Here is a 20,587-nt window from a genome sequence, read left to right on the forward strand (position 1 = left end):
TGTAGCTCAGCTGGATAGAGTACTTGGCTACGAACCAAGGGGTCGTGGGTTCGATTCCTGCCAGCCGCACCAGAATACGAGGGACCAGATTGAAAAATCTGGTCCCTTTTTTCGTGGCGCTTGCTCCACCGTCGTGATCCGTCCGCCATCGAGCGCCCGACGCCATCCCAGGTAGTTCGGCAAGTAACGCGAAGCTACTCCGCGGAAGTGGCTCAACCATTGCCGGAAGCGCTGGTGGTAGGCGTTCACATTCTGAACATGGATGACCCCGGCAACGCCGCGGCGTACCCGCACGCCCGCACGCAGGTTCACCGCCTCGTGCGCAATGCCATGTTTGCGGGCGAAACTGCGATACGCCCCGTGGGCGCATGGTCGTTCCGGTCTGTGGTGACAGGCATTCGACCATGAAGCAGCTCAGCAGTTCCGCCCTCATCCATAGCTAAGAAGGACAGCGCCTTGTTCGTGGCGGCATCCGCTTGATGCGGCCGCTCTCCTTGCCGCTCACTGGCTCCCCTTGGCAGATCCACATGTTGCGCCCGCCTTCCCCACGCTTAAGCGCCTTCTAAGACGGCTCTGAGAAGATTCATCCCGCAGCATCGCAATTCGATTCCCCTCCCCCGCGGCCGCCGCGCTTTACCGGGCGTCCGCTCCTCGCAACGGGGTGGGGGGAATCACTCCGGATGGGCTTGGGTTCAACGAATCGGGGGATTTGCCAAATCATCCAATGCTGCTATAATGCGTGCCTCGGGCGGCTGTAGCTCAGCTGGATAGAGTACTTGGCTACGAACCAAGGGGTCGTGGGTTCGATTCCTGCCAGCCGCGCCAACTTTTATAAAATGGCTCAGAAGCGATTCTGGGCCATTTTTCTTTTCGGCGATCCCCTCTCGTTTTTCCGACGCAGGTAGGTTCATTCCCTACGATGTCTGCTTGCGCGCGTGCCGAAGCTTGGACCCGCTGCTGAGGTAACTCAGCAAAAACATCCTAAAACGCGCTAACTTCTACGCTTCGTTCATTAAACCGGACTGAAATCGCACGGGCTCAGCGCCGGAAAGCCCCTCCCGTTTCTGTAGGACTGCACTTACACATTTTCAGCAACTCGGGAATTTTTTTCTACCTATCAACCCCTATAAAACGAGTTCTCCTATGAAGAGAAGCCTCAAAGTATATCCTCTCAGAAATCTCTTGTTTTGCGGAACATGTAGCACGCATTGAACGTTCAATCACACTTCCACGTGCTTTTTTTTGCCCTTTTGATAGCATGAAGTTCCCCGATACTTGAAACCCAGGCTGCAGGACGCGGCTGATTCTAATGCGAGGAAAGAAATGAAAAAATCTCTGATTGCTGCAATTGTGTTTGCTTCCGCTTCGTTCGGTTCGTCGGCCGTCATGGCCCAGGACATCGTCGGCAACTCCCCACAGGCTCTGGAGCTGATCGACAACACCGCCTTCTTCGGTGACACCTTCGAGGCTGACAACGAAGGTAATACCTTCGCTGACCGCTTCACCTTCACCGTCGAAGGTGATATGCCGATGAACCTGGATGCGATCATCTCGTCGATCAGCCGCAGCGAAAGCGAGGGCCTGGACATCACCGCCCTGGCCCTGTATGGCGAAGACGAAACGCTCATCACCACCGGTACCTCGCTGATGAGCGGAGCAATGGATGTCTGGAGCATCTCCAGCGACAACCTGGCCGCCGGTAACTACTACCTGCAGGTCAGCGGCAATCTGGTGTCGGATACCGGCGCCTCGTTCGGCGGTGCCGTGATGCTGGCTCCGGTTCCAGAGCCGGAAACCTACGGCATGATGCTGGGCGGCCTCGGTATCCTGGGCTTCCTGGCACGCCGCCGCAAAGCCAAGCAGGCCTGAGCCTCACACCTGCTGAAATAGAACGACGGAAGCGCGCAAGCGCTTCCGTCTTTTTTTCGTCCGGAGAAAAGCTGAATGTCGCGACGAGTGCGCCACCTGTGCCGGATCAGGTACGCAGCTTCTTGATGATGCTGCGGTTCCCCAGGATTTCCTCGATCTGCTCGAAACGCACCGGCTTGACCATGTGGTGGTCGAAGCCGGCCTCGAAGGCAAGCTGGCGGTCCTTCTCCTGGCCCCAGCCGGTGACGGCGATCAGCACCGTCATCGGGCCGCAGGCCAGCTTGCGGATCCCGCGCGCCAGGTCGTAGCCCGACATGTGCGGCAGGCCGATGTCCAGGAAGGCGTAGTCCGGGCAGAAGCGGGCCGCCGCCGCCAGCGCGTCCGGCCCGTTGTGGGTGATGACCACGCTGTGGCCCATGGCGGTGAGCAGCGCGCCGATGCTGTTGACGAAGTCGACGTTGTCGTCCGCCAGCAGGATGCGGTAGGACTCGGTGCTGATGAAGGCGGCCGGCGTCGGCTTGGCGATCGGCTCCGGGTCGACCACGATCGGCAGGCGCACGACAAAACTGCTGCCCTGGCCCAGGCCCTCGGATTTGGCTTCGATGGTCCCGCCGTGCAGCTCCACCAGCTTGCGCGCCAGCGACAGGCCGACGCCCAGGCCGGCGACGCTGCGCTCCAGGGTCGAATCGACCTGCACGAACATCTCGAACACGGTGTCGAGCATGTCCGGCGCGATGCCGATCCCGGTGTCGGCCACTTCCAGCACCAGGGTGCGGTCCTCGACGCCCGCCTTGAGGGTGACGCGTCCGCCGCGGTTGGTGTACTTGGCGGCATTGTTCAGGAGATTCGACAGCACCTGGGCCAGGCGGGTCGCATCGCCGTGCAGGAACACCGGGCGGTCCGGCAGGTCGATCACCAGCTCGTGGCCGTGCAGCTCTATATAGGAGCGCACCACCTCGAGGGCATCGTTGACCACGGCCTTCAGCTCCACGCGGCCCATCTTGATGGTGAACTTGCCGGTGTTGATACGCGAGACGTCCAGCAGGTCGTCGACCAGGCGCACCATCTGGCGCAGCTGGCGTTCCATGATGTCGGTGGCGCGCTGGGTCGCCTGGGCGTCGCCGCTGCGGATGCGCAGGATGTCCAGGCCGGTGCGAATCGGCGCCAGCGGGTTGCGCAGTTCGTGCGCCAGGGTCGCGAGGAATTCGTCTTTCCTGCGGTCGGCCACGATCAGGGCCTGCTCGGCGCGCTCGCGCACCGTCATTTCGTGTTCCAGCGTGCGGTTGGCCGCCTGCAGCGCGTCCGAACGGCGCCCGATCTCGGCCAGCATGTCGTTGAAGGCTTCCACCAGCACCCCGATCTCGCCCTTTTCCTTGCCCGGCACGCGCAAGCTGAAGTCGCGCCGCAGCATCACCTGGCGCGCCACGTTGGTCACCGCCTGCAGCGGCCGGGTGATCGAGGCCTGCAGGCGCGAGGCCACCAGCGCCGCGATCACCAGCGCGCCCAGCATCACGCCGCCGAGGATGGCGCCATAGCTGAGCACCCGGTCGAGCAGTCCGAAGCGCGAGCGCAGGTAGACGGTGCCGAGCGGCTCGCCGTTCTCGACGATCGGGCGGAACACCTCCAGTTCGCCGCGCTCCATGCGGTGGCCGGTCGCTTCCGGACGCGCCGGGAAGGACGCTTCCGTGCCCGCCTTGGCATAGGTGGCGAAGCGCTGGCCGCTGTTGGTATAGATGGCGGCAGCCATGATCTGCGGCCGTACCCGCAGCACCGCCAGGCTGCGCTCGGCGGCGCTGCTGTCGTTGAACGACACCGCCGGGGCGGCGACGTCGGCGACGATGTCGGCCTGGGTGCTCAGGTCGTCGATCCAGACGCGCTGGAAGCTGCGCGCGTCGACGACGATCATGGCGATGGCGGCCGTCAGGAGCGCGACGATGGTGGTCGCCACGGCCATCAGGATCAGTTTGCTGCGGACCGAGCCGGTATCGTGCATGCCCATCACGATCCTCCCTTCTGTACCCGGTTCGCCACGGTCAGCAGGCGCGAACTGAGTTTCACGTTCTTCTTTTCGGCGGCATCCAGCGAAACGTCGAAGCGCACGCGCTCGTCGACGATGCGGAAGTTGATGACGCTGCCATAGCGCAGACCGCCGTCGCATTCGGTCACGGTGAGGTAGGCGCCGGGGGCGGCGCGCAGCACGCGGCCGGCCCGTTCGGCGTCGCTGCCTGCCACGAACAGCAGGTGCACCGCCGGCGGCGCCTCGTTCATGGCCACCTGCCGCACCGCGATCGGACGCCCCGCGATCGCGCGGCCGCTGGCGATGCGCGCCAGTTCGGCGGCCATCTCGTCCGAGCCGACCACGGCGATCGTTAGCGGCCCGCCGGGGTCGGCAAACGCATGCGCCGGAAATTCGGCATAGCCGAGGAATTTATACAGGAAGGCCGCCTTGACGCGGCGCTCGAGCGCATGGGCGCCGCCCCCATCTGCCAGCGCGCGCGGCGCCACCCCTGCAGCCGTTGCCAGCAACAGCGGCAAGGGTAAGGCTAGCGCCCGGCAGGCCAGGCGGCGTCGCATTCGGTCAGGGAGCTTTGTCTTCATTCTTGTCATGGAGCTTTCAGAAACGCAGCGTTGCGCTGGCGAACACATGCCGTTCAGCCAGTTGGCGCAGGCCCGCCGCCCCGAACTCGGGATGGCGGGCGTGCAGCAGGTTACGGCCCGCGAGGGCCAGTTCGACGGCGGGGCCTGCCTGCCAGGCCAGGCGTACGTCGAGTTCATGATAGCCCGGCACGGCCGGCTGCGGCAGGCGCGCGACGCCCCGCAGCAGCAGGTCGGCGCTCAGCCTGGCGCCGAGTTCGTGCGACGAGCGCAGTTGCCAGGAGCTGCGCGGGTCGTTGGTGGCCAGGCCGGCACGTGCCGAGGCATCCAGGCTGCCGGGGTCCACGCCGGTGTCGATATCCTGCAACACCGCTCCCGCGAACAGGCGCCAGCCGCGCATGGGCTGCCAGCTGCCCCAGGCTTCCACCCCGCGCGCCCGGCCGTGCCCCAGGTTGCGAAATACCGCCCCGCCCGCTTGCGGCTCCAGCGTGCGCAGCCGATCGTAGTCGCTGTAGAACAGGGTGATCGCATACGACACCGCGCTGGCCGGCTGGGCGCGGTAGCCCAGCTCCAGTACGCGGGCCACTTCGGACTGCATGTCGGGGCCGCCGGCAATCAGGTAGCGCTGGCCGTTCGACGCCGGGTCCAGCAGCCGCAGGTCGCGGTCGATCCGGGCCGGGGCGCGCACCGTGCGCGAAGCGGCCGCCCACAGCATGGCGCCGGCCGCATGGTCCCAGGCCAGGCGCAGGCTGGGCAGCAGTTCCGTGCCGGTGTAGGCATTGTGCTCCAGGCGCAGGCCGGCTGTCGCGCGCAGGGCCGGCGTGAAGCTGAATTCGTCCTGGGCGAACAGGTTGGTCGAGCGCAGCGTGCGATGGGTCGGCGCGAATTGCAGGATGGGGCCATTGTCGAAGCGGTCGCGCGCCTGGCGCACACCGCCGCCCCAGCTGAGGGAATGGCGCTGCCCGAGCCGCGTGGCCAGCTGCACCTCGAGGTCGACGGTATCGAGCTTGTGCCGGCCGGCGCCGGGCTGCTCGCGCTGCTGCTGGTCGAGCCAGGCCTGCAGGCGCAGGGCGGTGTCGCCGCCCACGCGGGTATCGAAGCGCGCCACCAGGTTGGCGCCGGAGAAATCGGTGCGCGGCTCGCGCGCAGCGCGCAGCGCGCCGGCATGCAGGTCGCCGCTCACGCTCAGGTCGTGGCCTGCGCCGTCCCAATCGAGGCGGAAGCCCGCCTGGCGCCGGCCAGCGCCGCCGCCCTGCACATCCGGGCCGTCGGCGGGCGCCGCTCCGGCTTCGTCGCGCTTGCCGTACACCCGCAGGTAGGCGCCGTTGGACAGGCGCTTGCCGTGGCGCAGCACGGCGCCGGCATAGCGCTTGCCGGCGTGCGCCTGTGCCAGCCCACCCTGGGTATCGGCGGCGCTGCGCGTGATGATATTGATGACGCCGTTGACCGCATTGGTGCCCCAGATGGTGCCGCCGGGGCCGCTGATCACCTCGATGCGCTCGACGTCGGCCAGCACCACGTCCAGGGCTTCCCAGAAGACGCCGGAAAACAGCGGCGAATAGACGCTGCGGCCGTCCACCAGCACCAGCAGCTTGTTGGCCAGCTGCGAGGAGAAACCGCGCGCGCTGATCGCATATTCCTGGGCGCCGGTGAAGGCCACTTGCAGGTTCGGCGCCAGGCGCAGCGCTTCGGGGACCGTGGTCGCGCCCGAGCGCGCGATCTCGGCGCCGCTGATCACGTACACCGAGGCCGGCGCGCTGCTGAGCCGCCCCTGCTGACGCGAGACCGAGGTAACCACGATATCGGCCAGTTGTTCCAGGGAGTAGTCTTCCAGCGCAAGCGCGTCCGCTCCTTCCTGCCCCTGCCCGGCGTGCCCAGCCGCAAGCCCGCCGCCTGCGTGCAGCAAAAACAGTGCCGCACAGACGCAGGCTAGCCGGGAAGGTTTTGACATAGTTGCCATCGTAGAACATTTTCACCCGTGCACCAAGCGTGCGCGCCTCCTGCCGGACCGGCGTCGCGGCCACGCCACGGCCCCGTTGACAAAGCGGGCTCATCAATAATCTTGATGGCGGTCATTTGAAATATAAATTGGACTAATTTGCGGCGGTGCAGCATCATGCTTCCTGTCTCCTCTATTCTCCTCCAAGGAAATAGATTCAGCCCGCTTCCCAGAAGCGGGCTTTTTTTTGCCCGGGCATGGTTCGCACGGATCGAGACGGCAGTTGGGCTGCATTTGGTGTAGGATGGCCGCCATGTTTTCGTTCCTACAACAGTCTGCCCATGCCTGAACACGATCCGCGCACTGCTACCTCCTATGACTGGTCTGGAAGCAGCCTGGGCGAACCCGCCCGCTGGCCCGCGCCGCTGCGCGTGGCGGCCGACCTGCTGCTCAACTCCCCCCTGCCGGGATTGCTGGTGTGGGGGCGCGAAACCATCCTGGTGTTCAACGAGGCCTATGCAGCGCTAGCCGGCCTCGGCTGCGGCCGGGTGCCGGGCGGCTCTGTGCCCTCGGTGCTGCCGCCGCCGCTGTCCGCCGCCGGCCCCGCCCTGCAAGGGGCCTGGTCCGGGCAGCCCGGCCTGGCGGCAGGCACGACGCTCAGCTTCCGCCACGCGGACGGCCCGCTCGAACATCGTTGCGACCTGCGCCTGACGCCGCTGCCGGACGGACACGGCGGCGTCGGCGGCATCCACATCCTGCTGGCGCCCCCGGCCGCCGCGCCGGCGGCGCTGGAGACGGAGCCCGAAGACGCCGCGCTGCGCATCCTGGTGGTCGAGGACAACCTCGATTCCCAGTACCTGGTCTGCGAGATGCTCAAGGCCTTCGGCCACGAAGCGGACGGCGTGGCCCATCCGGACGACGCCCTGGCCCTGCTGGCCAGGCAGCGCTACCAGGTGCTGTTCTCGGACGTCAGCCTGCCCGGCATGTCGGGCGTGGACCTGGCACGCCGCGCGCTCGAAGACCATCCGGCGCTGAAGGTGATCTTCGCGTCCGGCTACGGCGATTCGCTGCTGCGCCACCTCGAGTTCCCCTACCTGTCGCTGCAGAAGCCCTACGAGCTGGACCAGCTGCAGGACGCCCTGGCAAAGGTGGCGCGCCAGCCGGCGCCCGCCAGGTGAGGCCGGTGCCGCGTGCCGGCAGGCTTCGGCTGGGCTACAATGGCCTTTACCAGGCCAGGCGCAGTCGTGCGTCCGGCGCCTGCCACCATGCCAGCACTGATGATTCCAACTGAACCGATCGGCAGCATTCCTCGTCCGCCCGAGCTGGTCGCCGCGATCCGCGGCGGCGCAGCGGGAGACGCGCTCGCGCCCCTGCTCGATGCGGCGGTACGCGCGACCGTGCTTGAGTTCGAGGCGACCGGGGCAAGCGTCATCAGCGACGGCGAGCAGGGCAAGCTCGAGAACTTCTGGAGCTATCCGGTGCGCGGCGCCGCCAATACCGCGCCGGACGGCTTCCGTATTCCCGTGCAAACCGGTTCCGGCCCCACCAGCCACCGCATGCCGCGCCTCACGCACGGCCCCTTCCGCTACCAGTGCTACGCCGACCAGTACCTGCGCGCGGCGCGGCGCCATGCGACCCAGCCGGTCAAGCAGGCCATCATCTCGCCTTCGGCGCTGTCGCTGCTCTACCCGCCCGACGGGCTGGCCGGCTATCCGCGCGAGCAATTCCTTGACGACCTGGTACGCGAACACGAGACCGAGATCCGGCGCTGCCTCGAGGCCGGCGCCCACAAGGTCCAGATCGACTTCGCCGAAGGTCCGCTGGCGATGCGGCTCGACCCGAGCGGCGCCCTGCTGGCCAGCTTCGTCCACCTGAACAACATGGCCCTGGCGCGCTTTTCCGCCGCCGAACGCGCCCTGATCGGGCTGCACGTGTCGGCGGCCGGGGTCCGGCCTGCCGCCGGCGGAGCCGAGGCCGAGGTCGACTACGCCGAGCTGCTGCCGGCACTGTTCGAGATCCGCGCCGGCAGCTTCTATATCGCGGTGGCCGGGCAGCCCGACCCCGTTCGGGTGCTGCGCATCGCGCGCGACTATGCGCGCCCGGAGCAGCGCGTGTTCGTCGGCGTCGTCGATCCGTTCGAGGCGCGCATCGAGAGCGCCGCGCAGGTGCGCGACCGGGTGCTGCTGGCGGCCCAATACCTCGACCCGCAGCGCCTGGGCACGACCGACGACGCCGGCTTCGCTCCCTTCTTCGACGACGACAGCGTCAGCCGCGCCACCGCCTTCGCCAAGATACGCGCACGGGTCGAGGGCACGCGCCTGGCAAGCGCACTGCTGGAGGGGGCCGCGTGAGCGACGAACACGAACTCGAGCTGATGCGTTCGGCCGCGCTGCGCAACGCCCAGAGCGTGCTGGCGGCGCGCCAGCGCGCCGAGGAAGAGCTGCTGGGGGCGCAGGAAGCGCTGCGCCGCGCCAAGGAGCGCATGGAGAACATGCTCGAAAGCCTGTCCGACGGCTTCTGCGCGGTCGACCGCGAGTGGCGCATCATGTACATCAACGGGCGCGCGCTCGACATGATCGCCCCGCTCGACAAGAGCCGCCCGGGCCTGGTCGGCAAGAACCTGTGGGACGAGTTCGAGGACCTGCACGGCACCTCGGTGGCCGAGGACTGCCGGCGCGCCATGGAGCGGCGCGAGACCGTGGTGCGCGACTTCTATTATGTGCGCCTGCAGTGCTGGCTGGAGATGCGCCTGCACCCGTCGCCGGACGGGCTGACCCTGTATTTCCAGGACATCACCCAGCGCAAGCTGGACCAGCAGGCCCTGGTCGAGAACAACAACCGCCTGCAGGTGGCGCTCGCGGCCGGGCGCTTGGGCGACTGGCGCTGGGACGCGGCGCTCGACCGCGTGCTCCTCGGTCCGCGCGCGGCCGGCATCCTGGGCCTGCCGGCCGAGACCCCGCTGCCCTGGCCGCAGCTGCGCGCACGCCTGCATCCCGAGCACCGCATCCAGGTGCGGCGCGCCGTGATCAAGGCTTTCGAGGCGCGGGCCGACCTGAACATCGAGTGCCGGGTCGCGAGCGGCGCTTCCGAGAGCCAGGCCGCGCGCTGGGTGGCCCTGGTCGGCCGCCCCGACTATGCCGAACGCAAGGGCCAGGAAACCCTGATCGGCATGACCGGCGTGGTGCAGGACATCAGCGGCCGCAAGAGCGCCGAAGACACCCTGCGCCAGAGCGAGGAACTGCTGCGCGCGCTGGCCAACACGATCCCGCAGCTGGCCTGGATGGCCGGCACCGACGGCGGCATCGTCTGGTTCAACGACCGCTGGTACGAATACACCGGACGCACGCCGGAGCAGAGCGTGGGCTGGGGCTGGCAGGACACCATCGACCCCGCCACCCTGCCCGCAGTGATGGGGCGCTTGCGCGAGACCATCCGCAGCGGCGAACCCTTCGAGATGGAATTCCCGCTGCGCGGCGCCGACGGCAGCTATCGCTGGCACCTGACGCGCTTGAGCGCGGTGCGCGACGCCGACGGACGCGTGGTGCGCTGGTTCGGCACCAATACCGACGTCGACCAGGTCAAGCGCGCCGAACAGGCGCTGCGCGACGAATCGCACGTGCTCGAGCTGCTCAACAATACCGGCAGCATCCTGGCCTCGACCCGCGACCTGCGCTCGCTGCTGCGCGCGGCCACCGAGGCGGCGCTGGGAGTCAGCGGCGCGCGCTTCGGCGCCTTCATCCACTACGGGCAGGAAGGCGACGGCACCCTGTTCTCGATGGTCACGCTGTCGGGCGCGACATCCAGCGAATTCCAGAGTTTCGGCGAACCGCGCGCCAGCACGCTCTACCCGCCGGCCTCGCGCACCGAGGGCCTGGTGCGCATCGACGACATCGCCCGCGACCCGCGCTACGCGGGCAGCGCGCCCCAGTTCGGACTGCCGGCCGGGCACCCGGCGGCCGGGGAGCCGGACCTGCGCAGCTACATGGCGGTGCCGGTGGCGGCGCGCTCGGGCGAGCTGCTCGGCACCATGTTCTTCGGCCATCCGGAACCCGGCGTGTTCACCGAACGCAGCGAGCGCATCGTGCGCGGCATCGCCGCCCAGGCCGCGATCGCGGTGGACAACACCCGCCTGTACGAAGCCACCCGCCGCGCCGCCGAGGAGCGCAAGGTGCTGCTCGAGAACGAACGCGAGGCGCGCGCCGAGGCCGAGCGCAGCAGCCAGATGAAGGACGAGTTCCTGGCCACGCTGTCGCACGAACTGCGCACCCCGCTGTCGGCGATCCTCGGCTGGTCGCAGGTCCTGCGCCGCGGCAGCCGCGACGGCGCCGACCTGCAGCGCGGCCTGCAGACCATCGAACGCAACGCGCGCGCCCAGGCCCAGCTGATCGAGGACCTGCTCGACATGAGCCGCATCACCTCGGGCAAGGTGCTGCTCGACATGCAGGCGATCGCGCCAGCGACCTTCATCGACGCCGCCATCGAGACCGTGCGCCCGGCGGCCGACGCCAAGCACATCGCCATCGAGAAGCACTACCGGGCGCCGGGCGCGCTCGTGGCTGGCGACACCGGCCGGCTGCAGCAGGTAATCTGGAACCTGCTGTCGAATGCGATCAAGTTCACCCCGCGCGATGGTCTGGTGGCGGTCGAGATCAGCGAACGCGACGACGGTCATGGCGCGGGCGGCAAGGTGGTGGCGATCACCGTGCGCGACAACGGCGTCGGGATCCGTCCCGAATTCATCACCCACGTGTTCGAGCGCTTCCGCCAGGAAGACGCGTCGATGACGCGCCGGCATGGCGGCCTGGGTCTGGGATTGTCGATCGTCAAGCACCTGGTCGAGCAGCACGGCGGCACGGTGCGGGCCGAGAGCGCCGGCGAGGGCCTGGGCGCCAGCTTCACGATCGAGCTGCCGCGCGCCGAGGCGCCGGCATCAAGCAGCCGGCCGTCACGCGCAGCGCCGGCGCCCTCGCCGGCGCCGGAAGCGCCCGACGGCGCAGTGCGCGACCTGACCGGACTGACGGTGCTGGTGGTGGACGACGCGCGCGACGGCCGCGAGCTGATCGCGCGCATCCTGACCGACTGCCATGCCCGGGTGCGGGTGGCCGCCAGCGCGCGCGAAGCCTTCGATGCGCTGCGCGCCGACCGCCCGGACGTCCTGGTGAGCGACCTGGGCATGCCCGAGGTCGACGGGTTCGAACTGATCGGCTGGGTGCGCGCCCTGCCGCGCGAGGCCGGCGGCCAGCTGCCGGCCATCGCCCTGACCGCCTTTGCCCGGCCCGAAGACCGGCTGAAGGCGCTGGAAGCGGGTTTTTCGACCCATATTTCGAAGCCGGTGGAACCGGGAGAACTCATCGCCGCCGTCGCTTCGGTAGCAGTTCCGACTGCACAGATGGGCAATGGCGCAGGACGCGGGCTTGGTCGATAATGATCCTACCCGGACACGCGGCGCTGTCCTACAAGAAATTTTTAGGCTTTTGCTAGACTATGAAGATATGGGAGGCGTCCATTCCAAAAGGAAATGGAACACGTTCCCGACAGAGTAGAAGAGAACGAGCATGCCGAGCAGACAAGACATTTTGAACGCGAAGATCCTGGTGGTGGACGATTCGCCCGACAATATCGAGCTGATGGAAGAGATATTGCGTGAGGAAGGCTACACCTGCGTCAGTTCGACGATGCTGCCCGAGCAGGTATGCCCGCTGCATCGAGAGCACAACTACGACCTGATCCTGCTCGACCTGCAGATGCCCGGCCTGAACGGCTTCCAGGTCATGAAGGGCCTGAAGGAAATCGAACAGGGCGGCTACCTGCCGGTGCTGGCGCTGACAGCCCAGCCGAGCTTCAAGATCGCCGCGCTGGAAGCCGGCGCCCGCGACTTCATCAGCAAGCCGTTCGACCTGCTCGAGGTGCACAAGCGCATCCATAACATGCTGGAAGTACGCCTGCTCTACAAGGAGCTGGCCCAGTATTCCCGCGCGCAGCAGGAGCTGGCGCTGCACGACGCCCTCACCGGCCTGCCCAACCGCCGCCTGCTGGAAGATCGCATCGAGACCGCCCTGCAGCACGCCAACCGCAGCCATACCAAGGCCGCGATCATGTACCTCGACCTGGACGGCTTCAAGGCGATCAACGATACCTATGGCCACGCCTATGGCGACGACATCCTCAAGATGGTGTCGCAGCGCCTGCTGGCCAATTCGCGCAAGGAAGACACGGTGGCGCGCCTCGGCGGCGACGAATTCATGGTGGTGCTGGGCGAGATCCACAGCCTGGCCGACGCCCAGGGCCCGGCGGCCAAGCTGGTCGAAGCCGTGTCCGAGCCCTACTTCATCAACGACCTGACCCTGCGCCTGTCGACCTCGATCGGCATCAGCATCTATCCGGACGACGCCGAATCGGTCGACGCCTTGATCAGTATCGCCGACTACGCGCTGTACGAAGCCAAGCGCGCCGGCAAGAACCGCTTCTGCTCGCCTGCGGCCAACCGCCAGGCGGCGACCAAGATGCCCGCGGCAAATCCAGCGGCGGTGGAGACCGCGGCGCATCGCTGAGCGGGCGCTTCGGGTTCGCGTTTGCGGTCTGCAGGCTAAATTGGGGGGGGAACAATGCGAGGCATTGTTCCCCCCAAGTTCATCGCACTTCTGTGAGCTCCCCTTGCCAGACAAAAACAGACGGGCCACAAAGCAGCCTGCGCCGCCCGTGGCCCGTCATGAAACCGACAAGCGCTGATCGATCAGCGGTTCCCGCCCTCGTCCTTCTGCAGATACCTGGTATTGATTTCCGCCGAACGCAGCATCTCCTCGCTATGCGACTCGATCGCCTGCGCCGCCTGGTGGTCGCGGCTGGCGTCGACCTTGTCGGGCGCCACCTCGATGCGGGTGATGCTGGACTGGACCGACACCGGGTCGCTGGCCGGGAAGGTCATTTCGACGGCGTCGTCGAGCAGCTCTTCCTCGGCCTGCTCCTTGCCCGAGGCGTTTTCGCAGCTGGACAGCGCCTTGATGGCCACGGCGTAGTTCACGATCTGCATGTTGGCGAGGTCGCCGATCGTGTGCACGCCGGCGGCGGCAAAGGCACTGGCTTGTTGTTCGCTGACGCCACAGAGGGCGGTCAGCGGCGAATTGACGAGCTCACGGAACGATTTGCCGTGATAATCCTGATTTACGATAGAGTCGATATTCATTATCTGTCCTTTCATGTAGGCAGCCCCGTTCCCATGGAGTCGGTTGAACTGGAGGCTTCCACTATCGCACAGCCCACCCAGAGACGTATGTGCGGCACCGTACACGTCACCATGCGCACGATTGAGTTTTGCCTATTTGCACTTAAATTGCCCGTGATATCATTCTTTGTTATTACAGTGATTCTTTGAAACCCTACACACTTGATTTGGTAAGATCTTTCCTAAAGGCAAACCCTTTGAGGGAAAGCACAGCGAACCATCGTGGCACACACTGACAAACCCAAGATCCTGGTCGTCAACGACGACGCCGCCAGCCTGTTAGCGCTGACGAGCCTGCTCGACCAGTGGGCGGAAGAAAGCAATTATTCGGTGCATTCTGCGCGTTCCGGCCAGGACGCCCTGCGCCAGGTGCTGCTCCACGATTTCGCCGTGATCCTGCTCGATGTGAACATGCCCGGCATGGACGGCTTCGAGACCGCCGAGGCGATCCACCAGCGCGCGCGCTCGGCGGATATCCCGATCATCTTCGTCACCGCCTTCCTGGCCGACGAGATCGACCGCCTCAAGGCTTACCAGCGCGGCGCCGCCGACTTCCTGTTCACCCCGGTGATTCCGCAGATCCTGCACGCCAAGGTCTCGGTGTTCGTGGCGCTGGCGATGAAGAACGAGCAGCTCAAGCGCCAGGCCGAAAAGCTCTCGCAGCGCACCACCGAGCTGACCGCGACCAACCGCCGCCTCGTGCGCGAGATGGAAGAGCGCCGCGACGCCGAACGCAAGAGCCACGCCAAGGACGAATTCCTCGCCATGCTCGGCCACGAGCTGCGCAACCCGCTGTCGGCGATCAGCAGCGCTTCCTCGCTGATCGGCATGGCCGGCGCCAACGCCGAGACGGTGAGCCGCGCCAAGCAGATCATCCAGCGCCAGAGCCAGCACCTGTCGCGCATCGTCGACGACCTGCTCGACCTGTCGCGTGCGATGTCGGGCAAGATCCTGTTGGCGCGCAAGCCGATCGATCTTTCCAACCTGGTATCGGGCTGCCTGGAGACCCTGCGCGCCACCGGCCGTTCCGCCGGCTACCGTATCAGCGTCGACCTGGCCCCGAACTGGGTCGACGGCGACCCGACCCGCCTCGAACAGATCACCACCAACCTGCTGGACAACGCGCTCAAGTACACGCCCGCGGGCGGCAGCATCGACGTCGGGGTGGCGCAGTCGGGCGAGGACGTGGTGCTGACGGTACGCGATACCGGCGTCGGCATCCCGGAGGAACTGCTGCCGCACGTGTTCGATGTGTTCGTCCAGGGCGCGATCTCGATCGACCGCTCGCAGGGCGGCCTGGGGATTGGCCTGTCGCTGGTGCGGCGCCTGGTGGAACTGCATGGCGGCAGCGCCAGCGCGCATAGCGACGGCAGCGGCAGCGGCAGTACCTTCATGATCCGCCTGCCGCGCACCGAACCCGTGCTGCCGTCCGTCAGCCCGCAGCAGTCGAGCGGCGACAACTCCGGCAAGCCCGCGGTGCTGCTGATCGAAGACAATGAGGACGGCCGCGAGATGATGGCGACCATGCTGGCCGCCCACGGCTTCCCGGTGGACACCGCCGCCGACGGGCTGCAGGGCGTGGCGGCCGCGCTGGCCGGCCGCCCGGCCGCGGCGCTGGTCGACATCGGCCTGCCCGGCATCGACGGCTACGAAGTCGCGCGCCGCCTGCGGGGCGACCCGGCCACGTCCCATATCCGCCTGATCGCCCTGACCGGCTATGGACTGGCCGAAGACAAGCGGCGCGTGATGGAAGCGGGCTTCGACCAGCACCTGGTCAAGCCGGTCGGCATGGACCAGTTGCTGGAGGCGCTCGCGCCGGCGACGGCGCAGGCCGACGCGGCCTGACTGGCAGTCCCGGCGCTGCCGGGAGTCCGGGCAGCGCCCGGACAATCCTGCCTTACTGCAGCTCGGCGGCCCGGGCTGCCATTTCCTGGCCCAGCGCCTGCAGGTCCAGCTTCAGTTCCTTCATCTTCGGGAACATTTCCTTCTCTTCTTCCTCGACGTGGTGGTCGACCAGCTCGCCCAGCACCTTCACCTTGGCGTCGTACAGGTCGTCGCCCGGGTCCATTTCCTGGATCTGGGCGATCAGGTCCTTGGCCGACGCGTGCTCGACGACAGCCTCGTCGACCATGTCCTCGGTTTCCTCGGTTGCTTCGCGCACCGCCGGATACAGGATCTCTTCCTCGATCGTGGTGTGCATGATGAGCGCCTGGCAGATCTCGTCGGCGAGTTTTTTCTTGCTGACCTTGGCACGGTCGGTCATGTTCTCGAACTTCTCGAACATCTCGTGGACTTCGCGGTGCTGCGCGGTGAGCAGCGTGATGGCATCCTGCGATTTGCTTGCGGTCGTCATTGTATTACCCCCGGTTATTAATAAAGTGGTATGGCCACGCCCCAAGCTTCGCCTGAAACGGGCAACGCGACTGTACGGCAGCGCACGCTGCTTCGGGCACCCCGCCCGATACAATGCACTGGCCTTGCGCGCCGTCATGCGGCCAACTGTTGTATGATTTGGGAAACATTTAACCGAGCCTACGATGACCGAACCGGCACATCCGCAGCCCCTGCCCGCCGCAGTCGCATCGACAGCGCCGGGCGCGGACCGCACCGCTGAACTCACCGAGATGCTGGGCTACCTCGCCGCCTGCTGGGACGAGGAACGCCGCCTGCTGGCACGCCAGCTCCACGACAGCCTGGGCTCGTCGATGACGGCGCTGACCATGCACCTTGCCCTGCTCAGCCAGCACATCCCGGCCGAGAACCAGTCGATGCGCGACCGCAGCGCCCAGATGAAGGGGCTGCTCGCCAACATCATCGAGACCAACCGCAAGATGCAGCTCGAGCTGTGGAACGACAAGCTCGAGTTCCTCGGCCTGAAGGCCGCGCTGGCCGAACTGGTCCCCGGCTTCGCCGCCGCCCACGGCATCAAGGCGCGCGCCAGCCTGCCCGACGAGGACGGGTCCTATACCCGCACCCAGGGCGTGGTGCTGCTGCGCTGCGTCGAGGAAGGCCTGCGCAACGTGGCCGCGCATGCGCGCGCGACCGAGGTCGACGTGATCCTGGACGACGACGGCGAGCAGGTGATGCTGACCATCCGCGACAACGGCAGCGGCCTGCCGAAGAATGACAAGGTCCTGGAGTCGACCAGCTGCCACGGCCTGCGCCTGCTGCGCGAGCGCGCGCGCTTCCTGGGCTGCACGCTGGAACTCGGCGCCGGCGAGACCGGCGGCGCGGTGTTGCGCATGACCTTGCCGAAGCAGGCGCCGGCGGCGTAGCGTGGGCGGGTTTCCCGCCCACGCGGTGATAGCTGTCCGTTGAGATGCCGCGAAAGTCCTGGATGTGGTTGAACGCGTGGGCGGCATAGCCGCCCACCCTACATTCAGTGGAGCTTCACCAGCGGCGTGGCGCGCCGCACCAGGAAGCGCGCCAGCGCCAGCACCCCGGTGCGCATGGTGCCGAGCACCGCGCGGTGGTGCATCAGGTGCAGGCTGGTGTACATCAGGCGCGCCATCGTGCCCTGCACGAACCAGCTGGCGCCGCGCAATGAGCCCATCAGGCTGCCCACGCTCGTGGAGCGGCCCACCGACACCAGCGAACCGTAGTCGCGGTATTCATACGGCCGGTCCTGGGGCGCATGGCCCTTGGACTTGCGCAGGAAGGTCGTGACCAGGTAGTCGGCCTGCTGGTGGGCGGCCTGGGCGCGCGGCGGCACCGCATTGCCCTTGCCGTCGACGCAGGCGGCGCAGTCGCCCAGCGCATAGATGTCGTCCGCGCCTTTCACGCGCAGGTGCGCGTCGACTTCGACCTGGCCGCCCCTGGCGGTCGGCAGGCCCAGCGAAGCCAGCAGGTCGGGCGCCTTGATGCCGGCTGCCCACACGCACAGCTTGGACGGATACACGTTGCCATCCTTGTCGACCACGCGGTCGCGGTCGATCTGCGTGACCCGGCAGTCGGTCACCACGCGGATGCCGCGCTTGGCCAGCAGGTCGTTGGCAGCGCTTGACACCTTCTCCGGCAGCGGAGCAAGCACCCGCGGGGCGCCTTCGAGGATGGTGATGCGCACGTCGCGCTTCACGTCCAGCTGGTCGAAACCGTAGGTGACATAGGCGCCCGAGGCTTCGCGCAGCTCGGCCGCCAGTTCGACGCCGGTGGCGCCGCCACCGATGATGACCACATCCAGGCCGCTTCCCTTGCCTTCTTCCTGATCCTGCTCGGCGGCCAGCATCAGGCGCAGCATGCGCAGGCGGAAACGCTCGGCGTCCTCGGTGGCGTTCAGGGAAATCGTGTGCTCCTTCGCGCCCGGCACGCCGAAGTAGTTCGAGGTGCTGCCGACCGCGAGCACCAGCGAACCGTAGCCGATGCGGCGTTCGGGCAGCACCTCGTCGTCGTCGGTGGCCGCCAGGATCGCGCCCACGGTGATGGTCTTCGACGCGGCATCGAGCGCCGTCATCGGTCCGAACACGAAGTTGAAGCCGTTGTCGTGCGCCAGCATCTGGTAGGACAGGCCCTCCTGGTGGATGTCCAGGGTGCCGGCCGCGACCTCGTGCAGCGACGGCTTCCAGATATGGTACAGCCGGCTGTCCACCAGCGTCACCTTCGATGGCCCCAGCTTGCGGCCCAGTTTGCAGGCCAGTTCCAGGCCGCCCGCACCACCACCCACGATCACGAATTCGCTACGCAAAGTAAGCTCCTCTCATGGCGCCCGTCCGGCAATGCCAGCACATGGGCGATGTGGCAATCTTACTACGTTAGCGCAAGGCTGGCTCGGCGCGGGCAACGCGTGCAGACCCCTGCTCGCGCCGCTGTTTCTTCCCCTCCCGGATGGCATAGATGCCGCAGCCGAGCCAGACCGCACCGACGATGGCGAAGAAGACGTCGATGAATTCCACCGGCGGGGCGAGGTAGACGACTGCGCCGGCGGGATTGCCCGGATCGTAGCGGACCGCAATACGCGCGCCCGGCGCCATGCGCTCGAGCCTGGCCTCCATCACCCGCCGGTCGCGGTCGCAGCCAGTGCCGGCCACCCACGAGGACGAGCTCCGCCTGGACTCGTAGGTCCGTCCGTCGATCCGGTAGCGCAGCTTCGGTTTGACGCACCACAGGGCCGGCTTCGTGGTCCGGTACAGCTCGCGGCTGAGGATCTCCGCATCCGCCTTCGGCCAGGACAGCGCGTCCGCCTTGCATGCCACATGCCAGGCCGCGAAGCCGCCGAACGGCACGGCCAGCAGCACGATCAGGCACCAGCCAAGCAGGATCGACATCTGGGGATCGGGCGGAATCTCTTTCATGCCGGCACAGTATCGGAACGGGAAGCAGCATGATATTTCATCCGGAACATCCGGTGCGGGTATTCGCAGCGGGCCAGCCGCCCGGTTCAATGGTGCGCGCCGCGCGCCGGTGTAGCATGGCGCGACCATTCGACACGAAAGGACAGCATGAACCAGCGCTACCGACCGATCTCGCGCCTGGGCCTTGGCGGCACCGGCCTGGGCGACATGTACCACACCACGAGCGACGAGGCGGCCCGCACCACCGTTGACGCGGCATGGGAAGCGGGCATCCGCTATTTCGACACCGCCCCGCACTACGGCACCGGCCTGTCCGAGCACCGCTTCGGCCAGGCCCTGCGCACCCGGCCGCGCAATCATTACACGCTGTCGACCAAGGTCGGGCGCGTGCTGGTGCCCGATCCAGGCGGCGACATCGCCCCGCCTTTCGTGTCTTCGCTGCCCTTCCGGCGCCTGACCGACTACACGGCGAGCGGCGCGCGCCGCTCGGTCGAGGACAGCCTGCAGCGCCTGGCGCCGGGGAACATCGACATCGTCTACGTGCACGATCTCTCCCCCGACCACCTGGGAGACCAGTTCGATCACCACTACCGGATCGCCGCCGGCCGCGGCGGCGCCTTCGAGGAACTGGTGCGGATGCGCGAGGAAGGCCTGATCAAGGCCTGGGGCCTGGGCGTGAACACGGTCGAGCCATGCCTGCGCGCGCTGCGCGACTCCGACCCGGACATCTTCCTGCTGGCCGGGCGCTATACGCTGATGGAAACCACGCCGCTGGAGGCCCTGTTCCCCCTGTGCGACGAGCGCGGCGCCGGCATCGTGCTGGGCGGGCCGTTCAACTCGGGTTTCCTGGCGGGTGGCGACCACTACGACTACGTGCCGGCCAAGCCGAAACACTTCGAGCAGCGCGAACGGCTGCGCCACGTGGCGGCGCGCCATGGCGTCGACCTGCCGGCGGCGGCCCTGCAGTTCGGCGCGGCCCACCCGGTGGTGGTGGCCACCATTCCCGGCGCCAGCAGCACGCGTCACCTGCGCCGCAATGCCGACCTGATGGACATCAGGATTCCGGCGGCGTTCTGGCAGGAGCTGGTGGCGGAGGGACTGCTGCCGGCCGGGGTGCCGCTACCGGAATAAACCCGGCTTAGTCGTGGCCGCGGCCGTGGCCCTTGCCGTGGCCGCGGTCATGATCCCTGCCGTGCCCGTGGCCACGGTCGTGGTGGCGGTCATGCCCACGGCCGCCACGGTCATCGTAGCGCTCGCGATAATGCACTTCGCGGTAGCGCGGCACGTACACGTCCGAGTACCAGCGGTCCTGCACGAACAGCACCGGCTGGCCGCAGGCACCGTACTTGCGGCAATGCTTGCTCCAGTTCTTGCGGTGGCCCGGCGGGACGCGCAGGTAGACCGGCTCGGCGCGCACCCGGTGGCGGCGCTCGATGATGATCGGTTCGGCCACGTACACCGGCGGCGGGCCGTAGCTGCGGTAGCCGTCGCCGAGGTCGATGCGGCCGTAGAAGCCCGGCTGGCCGATGCTGATGCTGACATTGGTCTGGGCCAGGGCCGGGAACGAAGCTGCCGCCAGGGCTGCAGAGAGAATCAGGGCTTTCATGGGTGCCTCCAGGCTTGTTGATGGCATAACTTTACCATCGGCAAGCAAGATTCAATCGCTCCGATACA

16 protein-coding genes, 1 tRNA gene and 1 pseudogene are annotated in these 20,587 nt (G+C 67.1%); 9 read left to right on the forward strand and 9 right to left on the reverse strand.

The genetic code is table 11. The features are described from left to right. Window positions 1-27: 27 nt before the first annotated feature. Window positions 28-363, reverse strand: a pseudogene (locus YWC_RS34005) (hypothetical protein); the annotation flags it as partial. Window positions 364-748: 385 nt separating this feature from the next. Between YWC_RS34005 and YWC_RS0127220 the strand changes: the two are divergent. Both YWC_RS0127220 and YWC_RS0127225 read left to right on the forward strand, forming a co-directional pair. Beyond that, window positions 749-825: transfer RNA gene (locus tag YWC_RS0127220), tRNA-Arg, on the forward strand. Window positions 826-1,323: 498 nt separating this feature from the next. After that, complete coding sequence (locus YWC_RS0127225) at window positions 1,324-1,869, forward strand: FxDxF family PEP-CTERM protein (RefSeq protein WP_027868155.1); 546 nt, start codon at window positions 1,324-1,326, stop codon at window positions 1,867-1,869. A gap of 106 nt (window positions 1,870-1,975) precedes the next feature. Here YWC_RS0127225 and YWC_RS31855 read toward each other — a convergent pair whose 3' ends face one another. Genes YWC_RS31855 through YWC_RS31250 form a run of 3 tightly spaced genes read right to left on the reverse strand, consistent with a single transcriptional unit; the run spans window position 1,976 to window position 6,370 of the window. Continuing rightward, window positions 1,976-3,868: a sensor histidine kinase, YfiR-like protein-associated gene (locus YWC_RS31855; protein ID WP_051306806.1), complete on the reverse strand. Its 1,893-nt coding sequence runs from the start codon at window positions 3,866-3,868 to the stop codon at window positions 1,976-1,978. Beyond that, window positions 3,868-4,467 carry a TOL_0243 family YfiR-like periplasmic protein gene (locus YWC_RS31245; RefSeq protein WP_169728166.1) on the reverse strand — a complete coding sequence of 200 codons (600 nt, stop codon included), beginning with the start codon at window positions 4,465-4,467 and terminating at the stop codon, window positions 3,868-3,870. The genes YWC_RS31855 and YWC_RS31245 overlap by 1 nt, the downstream gene beginning before the upstream one ends. Before the next feature lie 16 nt (window positions 4,468-4,483). Further along, the gene (locus tag YWC_RS31250; RefSeq protein ID WP_051306808.1) at window positions 4,484-6,370 is read right to left on the reverse strand and encodes a TOL_0244 family TonB-dependent receptor; all 1,887 of its coding nucleotides are present in this window, start codon (window positions 6,368-6,370) and stop codon (window positions 4,484-4,486) included. Window positions 6,371-6,744: 374 nt separating this feature from the next. Here YWC_RS31250 and YWC_RS0127245 point away from each other — a divergent pair, with 374 nt between their 5' ends. From YWC_RS0127245 to YWC_RS0127260, 4 genes are all read left to right on the forward strand, one after another. Continuing rightward, window positions 6,745-7,581 (forward strand): response regulator, encoded by an 837-nt coding sequence (locus YWC_RS0127245; RefSeq protein ID WP_027868157.1) that lies wholly within the window; start codon window positions 6,745-6,747, stop codon window positions 7,579-7,581. An 87-nt stretch (window positions 7,582-7,668) separates the two neighbouring features. After that, window positions 7,669-8,754 carry a uroporphyrinogen decarboxylase/cobalamine-independent methonine synthase family protein gene (locus YWC_RS0127250; protein ID WP_229413218.1) on the forward strand — a complete coding sequence of 362 codons (1,086 nt, stop codon included), beginning with the start codon at window positions 7,669-7,671 and terminating at the stop codon, window positions 8,752-8,754. Then, window positions 8,751-11,828 (forward strand): hybrid sensor histidine kinase/response regulator, encoded by a 3,078-nt coding sequence (locus YWC_RS31255; protein ID WP_229413219.1) that lies wholly within the window; start codon window positions 8,751-8,753, stop codon window positions 11,826-11,828. The genes YWC_RS0127250 and YWC_RS31255 overlap by 4 nt, the downstream gene beginning before the upstream one ends. Window positions 11,829-11,958: 130 nt before the next feature. Next, window positions 11,959-12,954, forward strand: coding sequence for a GGDEF domain-containing response regulator (locus YWC_RS0127260; protein ID WP_027868159.1), 996 nt, complete (start codon window positions 11,959-11,961; stop codon window positions 12,952-12,954). 182 nt (window positions 12,955-13,136) lie between these two features. Here YWC_RS0127260 and YWC_RS31260 read toward each other — a convergent pair whose 3' ends face one another. Further along, on the reverse strand, window positions 13,137-13,586 hold the full coding sequence (locus YWC_RS31260) for a hypothetical protein (protein WP_051306809.1): 450 nt from the start codon (window positions 13,584-13,586) through the stop codon (window positions 13,137-13,139). A 261-nt stretch (window positions 13,587-13,847) separates the two neighbouring features. Here YWC_RS31260 and YWC_RS0127270 point away from each other — a divergent pair, with 261 nt between their 5' ends. Further along, window positions 13,848-15,470 (forward strand): ATP-binding response regulator, encoded by a 1,623-nt coding sequence (locus tag YWC_RS0127270; RefSeq protein ID WP_036216473.1) that lies wholly within the window; start codon window positions 13,848-13,850, stop codon window positions 15,468-15,470. Between the two features lie 52 nt (window positions 15,471-15,522). Here the strand turns inward: YWC_RS0127270 and YWC_RS0127275 are convergent, their stop codons facing one another. Continuing rightward, window positions 15,523-15,978 (reverse strand): hemerythrin domain-containing protein, encoded by a 456-nt coding sequence (locus tag YWC_RS0127275; RefSeq protein ID WP_036208017.1) that lies wholly within the window; start codon window positions 15,976-15,978, stop codon window positions 15,523-15,525. 184 nt (window positions 15,979-16,162) lie between these two features. Between YWC_RS0127275 and YWC_RS0127280 the strand changes: the two genes are divergently transcribed. Further along, window positions 16,163-16,900 (forward strand): sensor histidine kinase, encoded by a 738-nt coding sequence (locus tag YWC_RS0127280; protein WP_036216476.1) that lies wholly within the window; start codon window positions 16,163-16,165, stop codon window positions 16,898-16,900. A gap of 104 nt (window positions 16,901-17,004) precedes the next feature. Here YWC_RS0127280 and YWC_RS0127285 read toward each other — a convergent pair whose 3' ends face one another. Continuing rightward, on the reverse strand, window positions 17,005-18,306 hold the full coding sequence (locus YWC_RS0127285) for an NAD(P)/FAD-dependent oxidoreductase (protein ID WP_027868163.1): 1,302 nt from the start codon (window positions 18,304-18,306) through the stop codon (window positions 17,005-17,007). A 67-nt stretch (window positions 18,307-18,373) separates the two neighbouring features. Beyond that, window positions 18,374-18,913, reverse strand: coding sequence for a DUF3592 domain-containing protein (locus tag YWC_RS0127290; protein ID WP_036216479.1), 540 nt, complete (start codon window positions 18,911-18,913; stop codon window positions 18,374-18,376). 147 nt (window positions 18,914-19,060) lie between these two features. On the opposite strand from YWC_RS0127290, the gene YWC_RS0127295 reads away from it, so the two are divergent. Beyond that, window positions 19,061-20,044 carry an aldo/keto reductase gene (locus tag YWC_RS0127295; RefSeq protein WP_027868165.1) on the forward strand — a complete coding sequence of 328 codons (984 nt, stop codon included), beginning with the start codon at window positions 19,061-19,063 and terminating at the stop codon, window positions 20,042-20,044. A 7-nt stretch (window positions 20,045-20,051) separates the two neighbouring features. Here the strand turns inward: YWC_RS0127295 and YWC_RS0127300 are convergent, their stop codons facing one another. Continuing rightward, a complete protein-coding gene (locus YWC_RS0127300) occupies window positions 20,052-20,519 on the reverse strand; it encodes a hypothetical protein (protein ID WP_027868166.1) in 468 nt (155 codons plus the stop codon). Window positions 20,520-20,587: the final 68 nt, after the last annotated feature.

Source organism: Massilia alkalitolerans DSM 17462 (assembly GCF_000427785.1).
Lineage (GTDB): Bacteria > Pseudomonadota > Gammaproteobacteria > Burkholderiales > Burkholderiaceae_D > Telluria > Telluria alkalitolerans.

Coding starts and splice junctions, on each gene's coding strand:
- YWC_RS0127225 (WP_027868155.1), top strand. CDS start 1,324: ATGAAAAAATCTCTGATTGCTGCAATTGTGTTTGCTTCCGCTTCGTTC.
- YWC_RS31855 (WP_051306806.1), bottom strand. CDS start 3,868: ATGGGCATGCACGATACCGGCTCGGTCCGCAGCAAACTGATCCTGATG.
- YWC_RS31245 (WP_169728166.1), bottom strand. CDS start 4,467: ATGAAGACAAAGCTCCCTGACCGAATGCGACGCCGCCTGGCCTGCCGG.
- YWC_RS0127245 (WP_027868157.1), top strand. CDS start 6,745: ATGCCTGAACACGATCCGCGCACTGCTACCTCCTATGACTGGTCTGGA.
- YWC_RS0127250 (WP_229413218.1), top strand. CDS start 7,669: ATGCCAGCACTGATGATTCCAACTGAACCGATCGGCAGCATTCCTCGT.
- YWC_RS0127260 (WP_027868159.1), top strand. CDS start 11,959: ATGCCGAGCAGACAAGACATTTTGAACGCGAAGATCCTGGTGGTGGAC.
- YWC_RS31260 (WP_051306809.1), bottom strand. CDS start 13,586: ATGAATATCGACTCTATCGTAAATCAGGATTATCACGGCAAATCGTTC.
- YWC_RS0127275 (WP_036208017.1), bottom strand. CDS start 15,978: ATGACGACCGCAAGCAAATCGCAGGATGCCATCACGCTGCTCACCGCG.
- YWC_RS0127280 (WP_036216476.1), top strand. CDS start 16,163: ATGACCGAACCGGCACATCCGCAGCCCCTGCCCGCCGCAGTCGCATCG.
- YWC_RS0127290 (WP_036216479.1), bottom strand. CDS start 18,913: ATGAAAGAGATTCCGCCCGATCCCCAGATGTCGATCCTGCTTGGCTGG.
- YWC_RS0127295 (WP_027868165.1), top strand. CDS start 19,061: ATGAACCAGCGCTACCGACCGATCTCGCGCCTGGGCCTTGGCGGCACC.
- YWC_RS0127300 (WP_027868166.1), bottom strand. CDS start 20,519: ATGAAAGCCCTGATTCTCTCTGCAGCCCTGGCGGCAGCTTCGTTCCCG.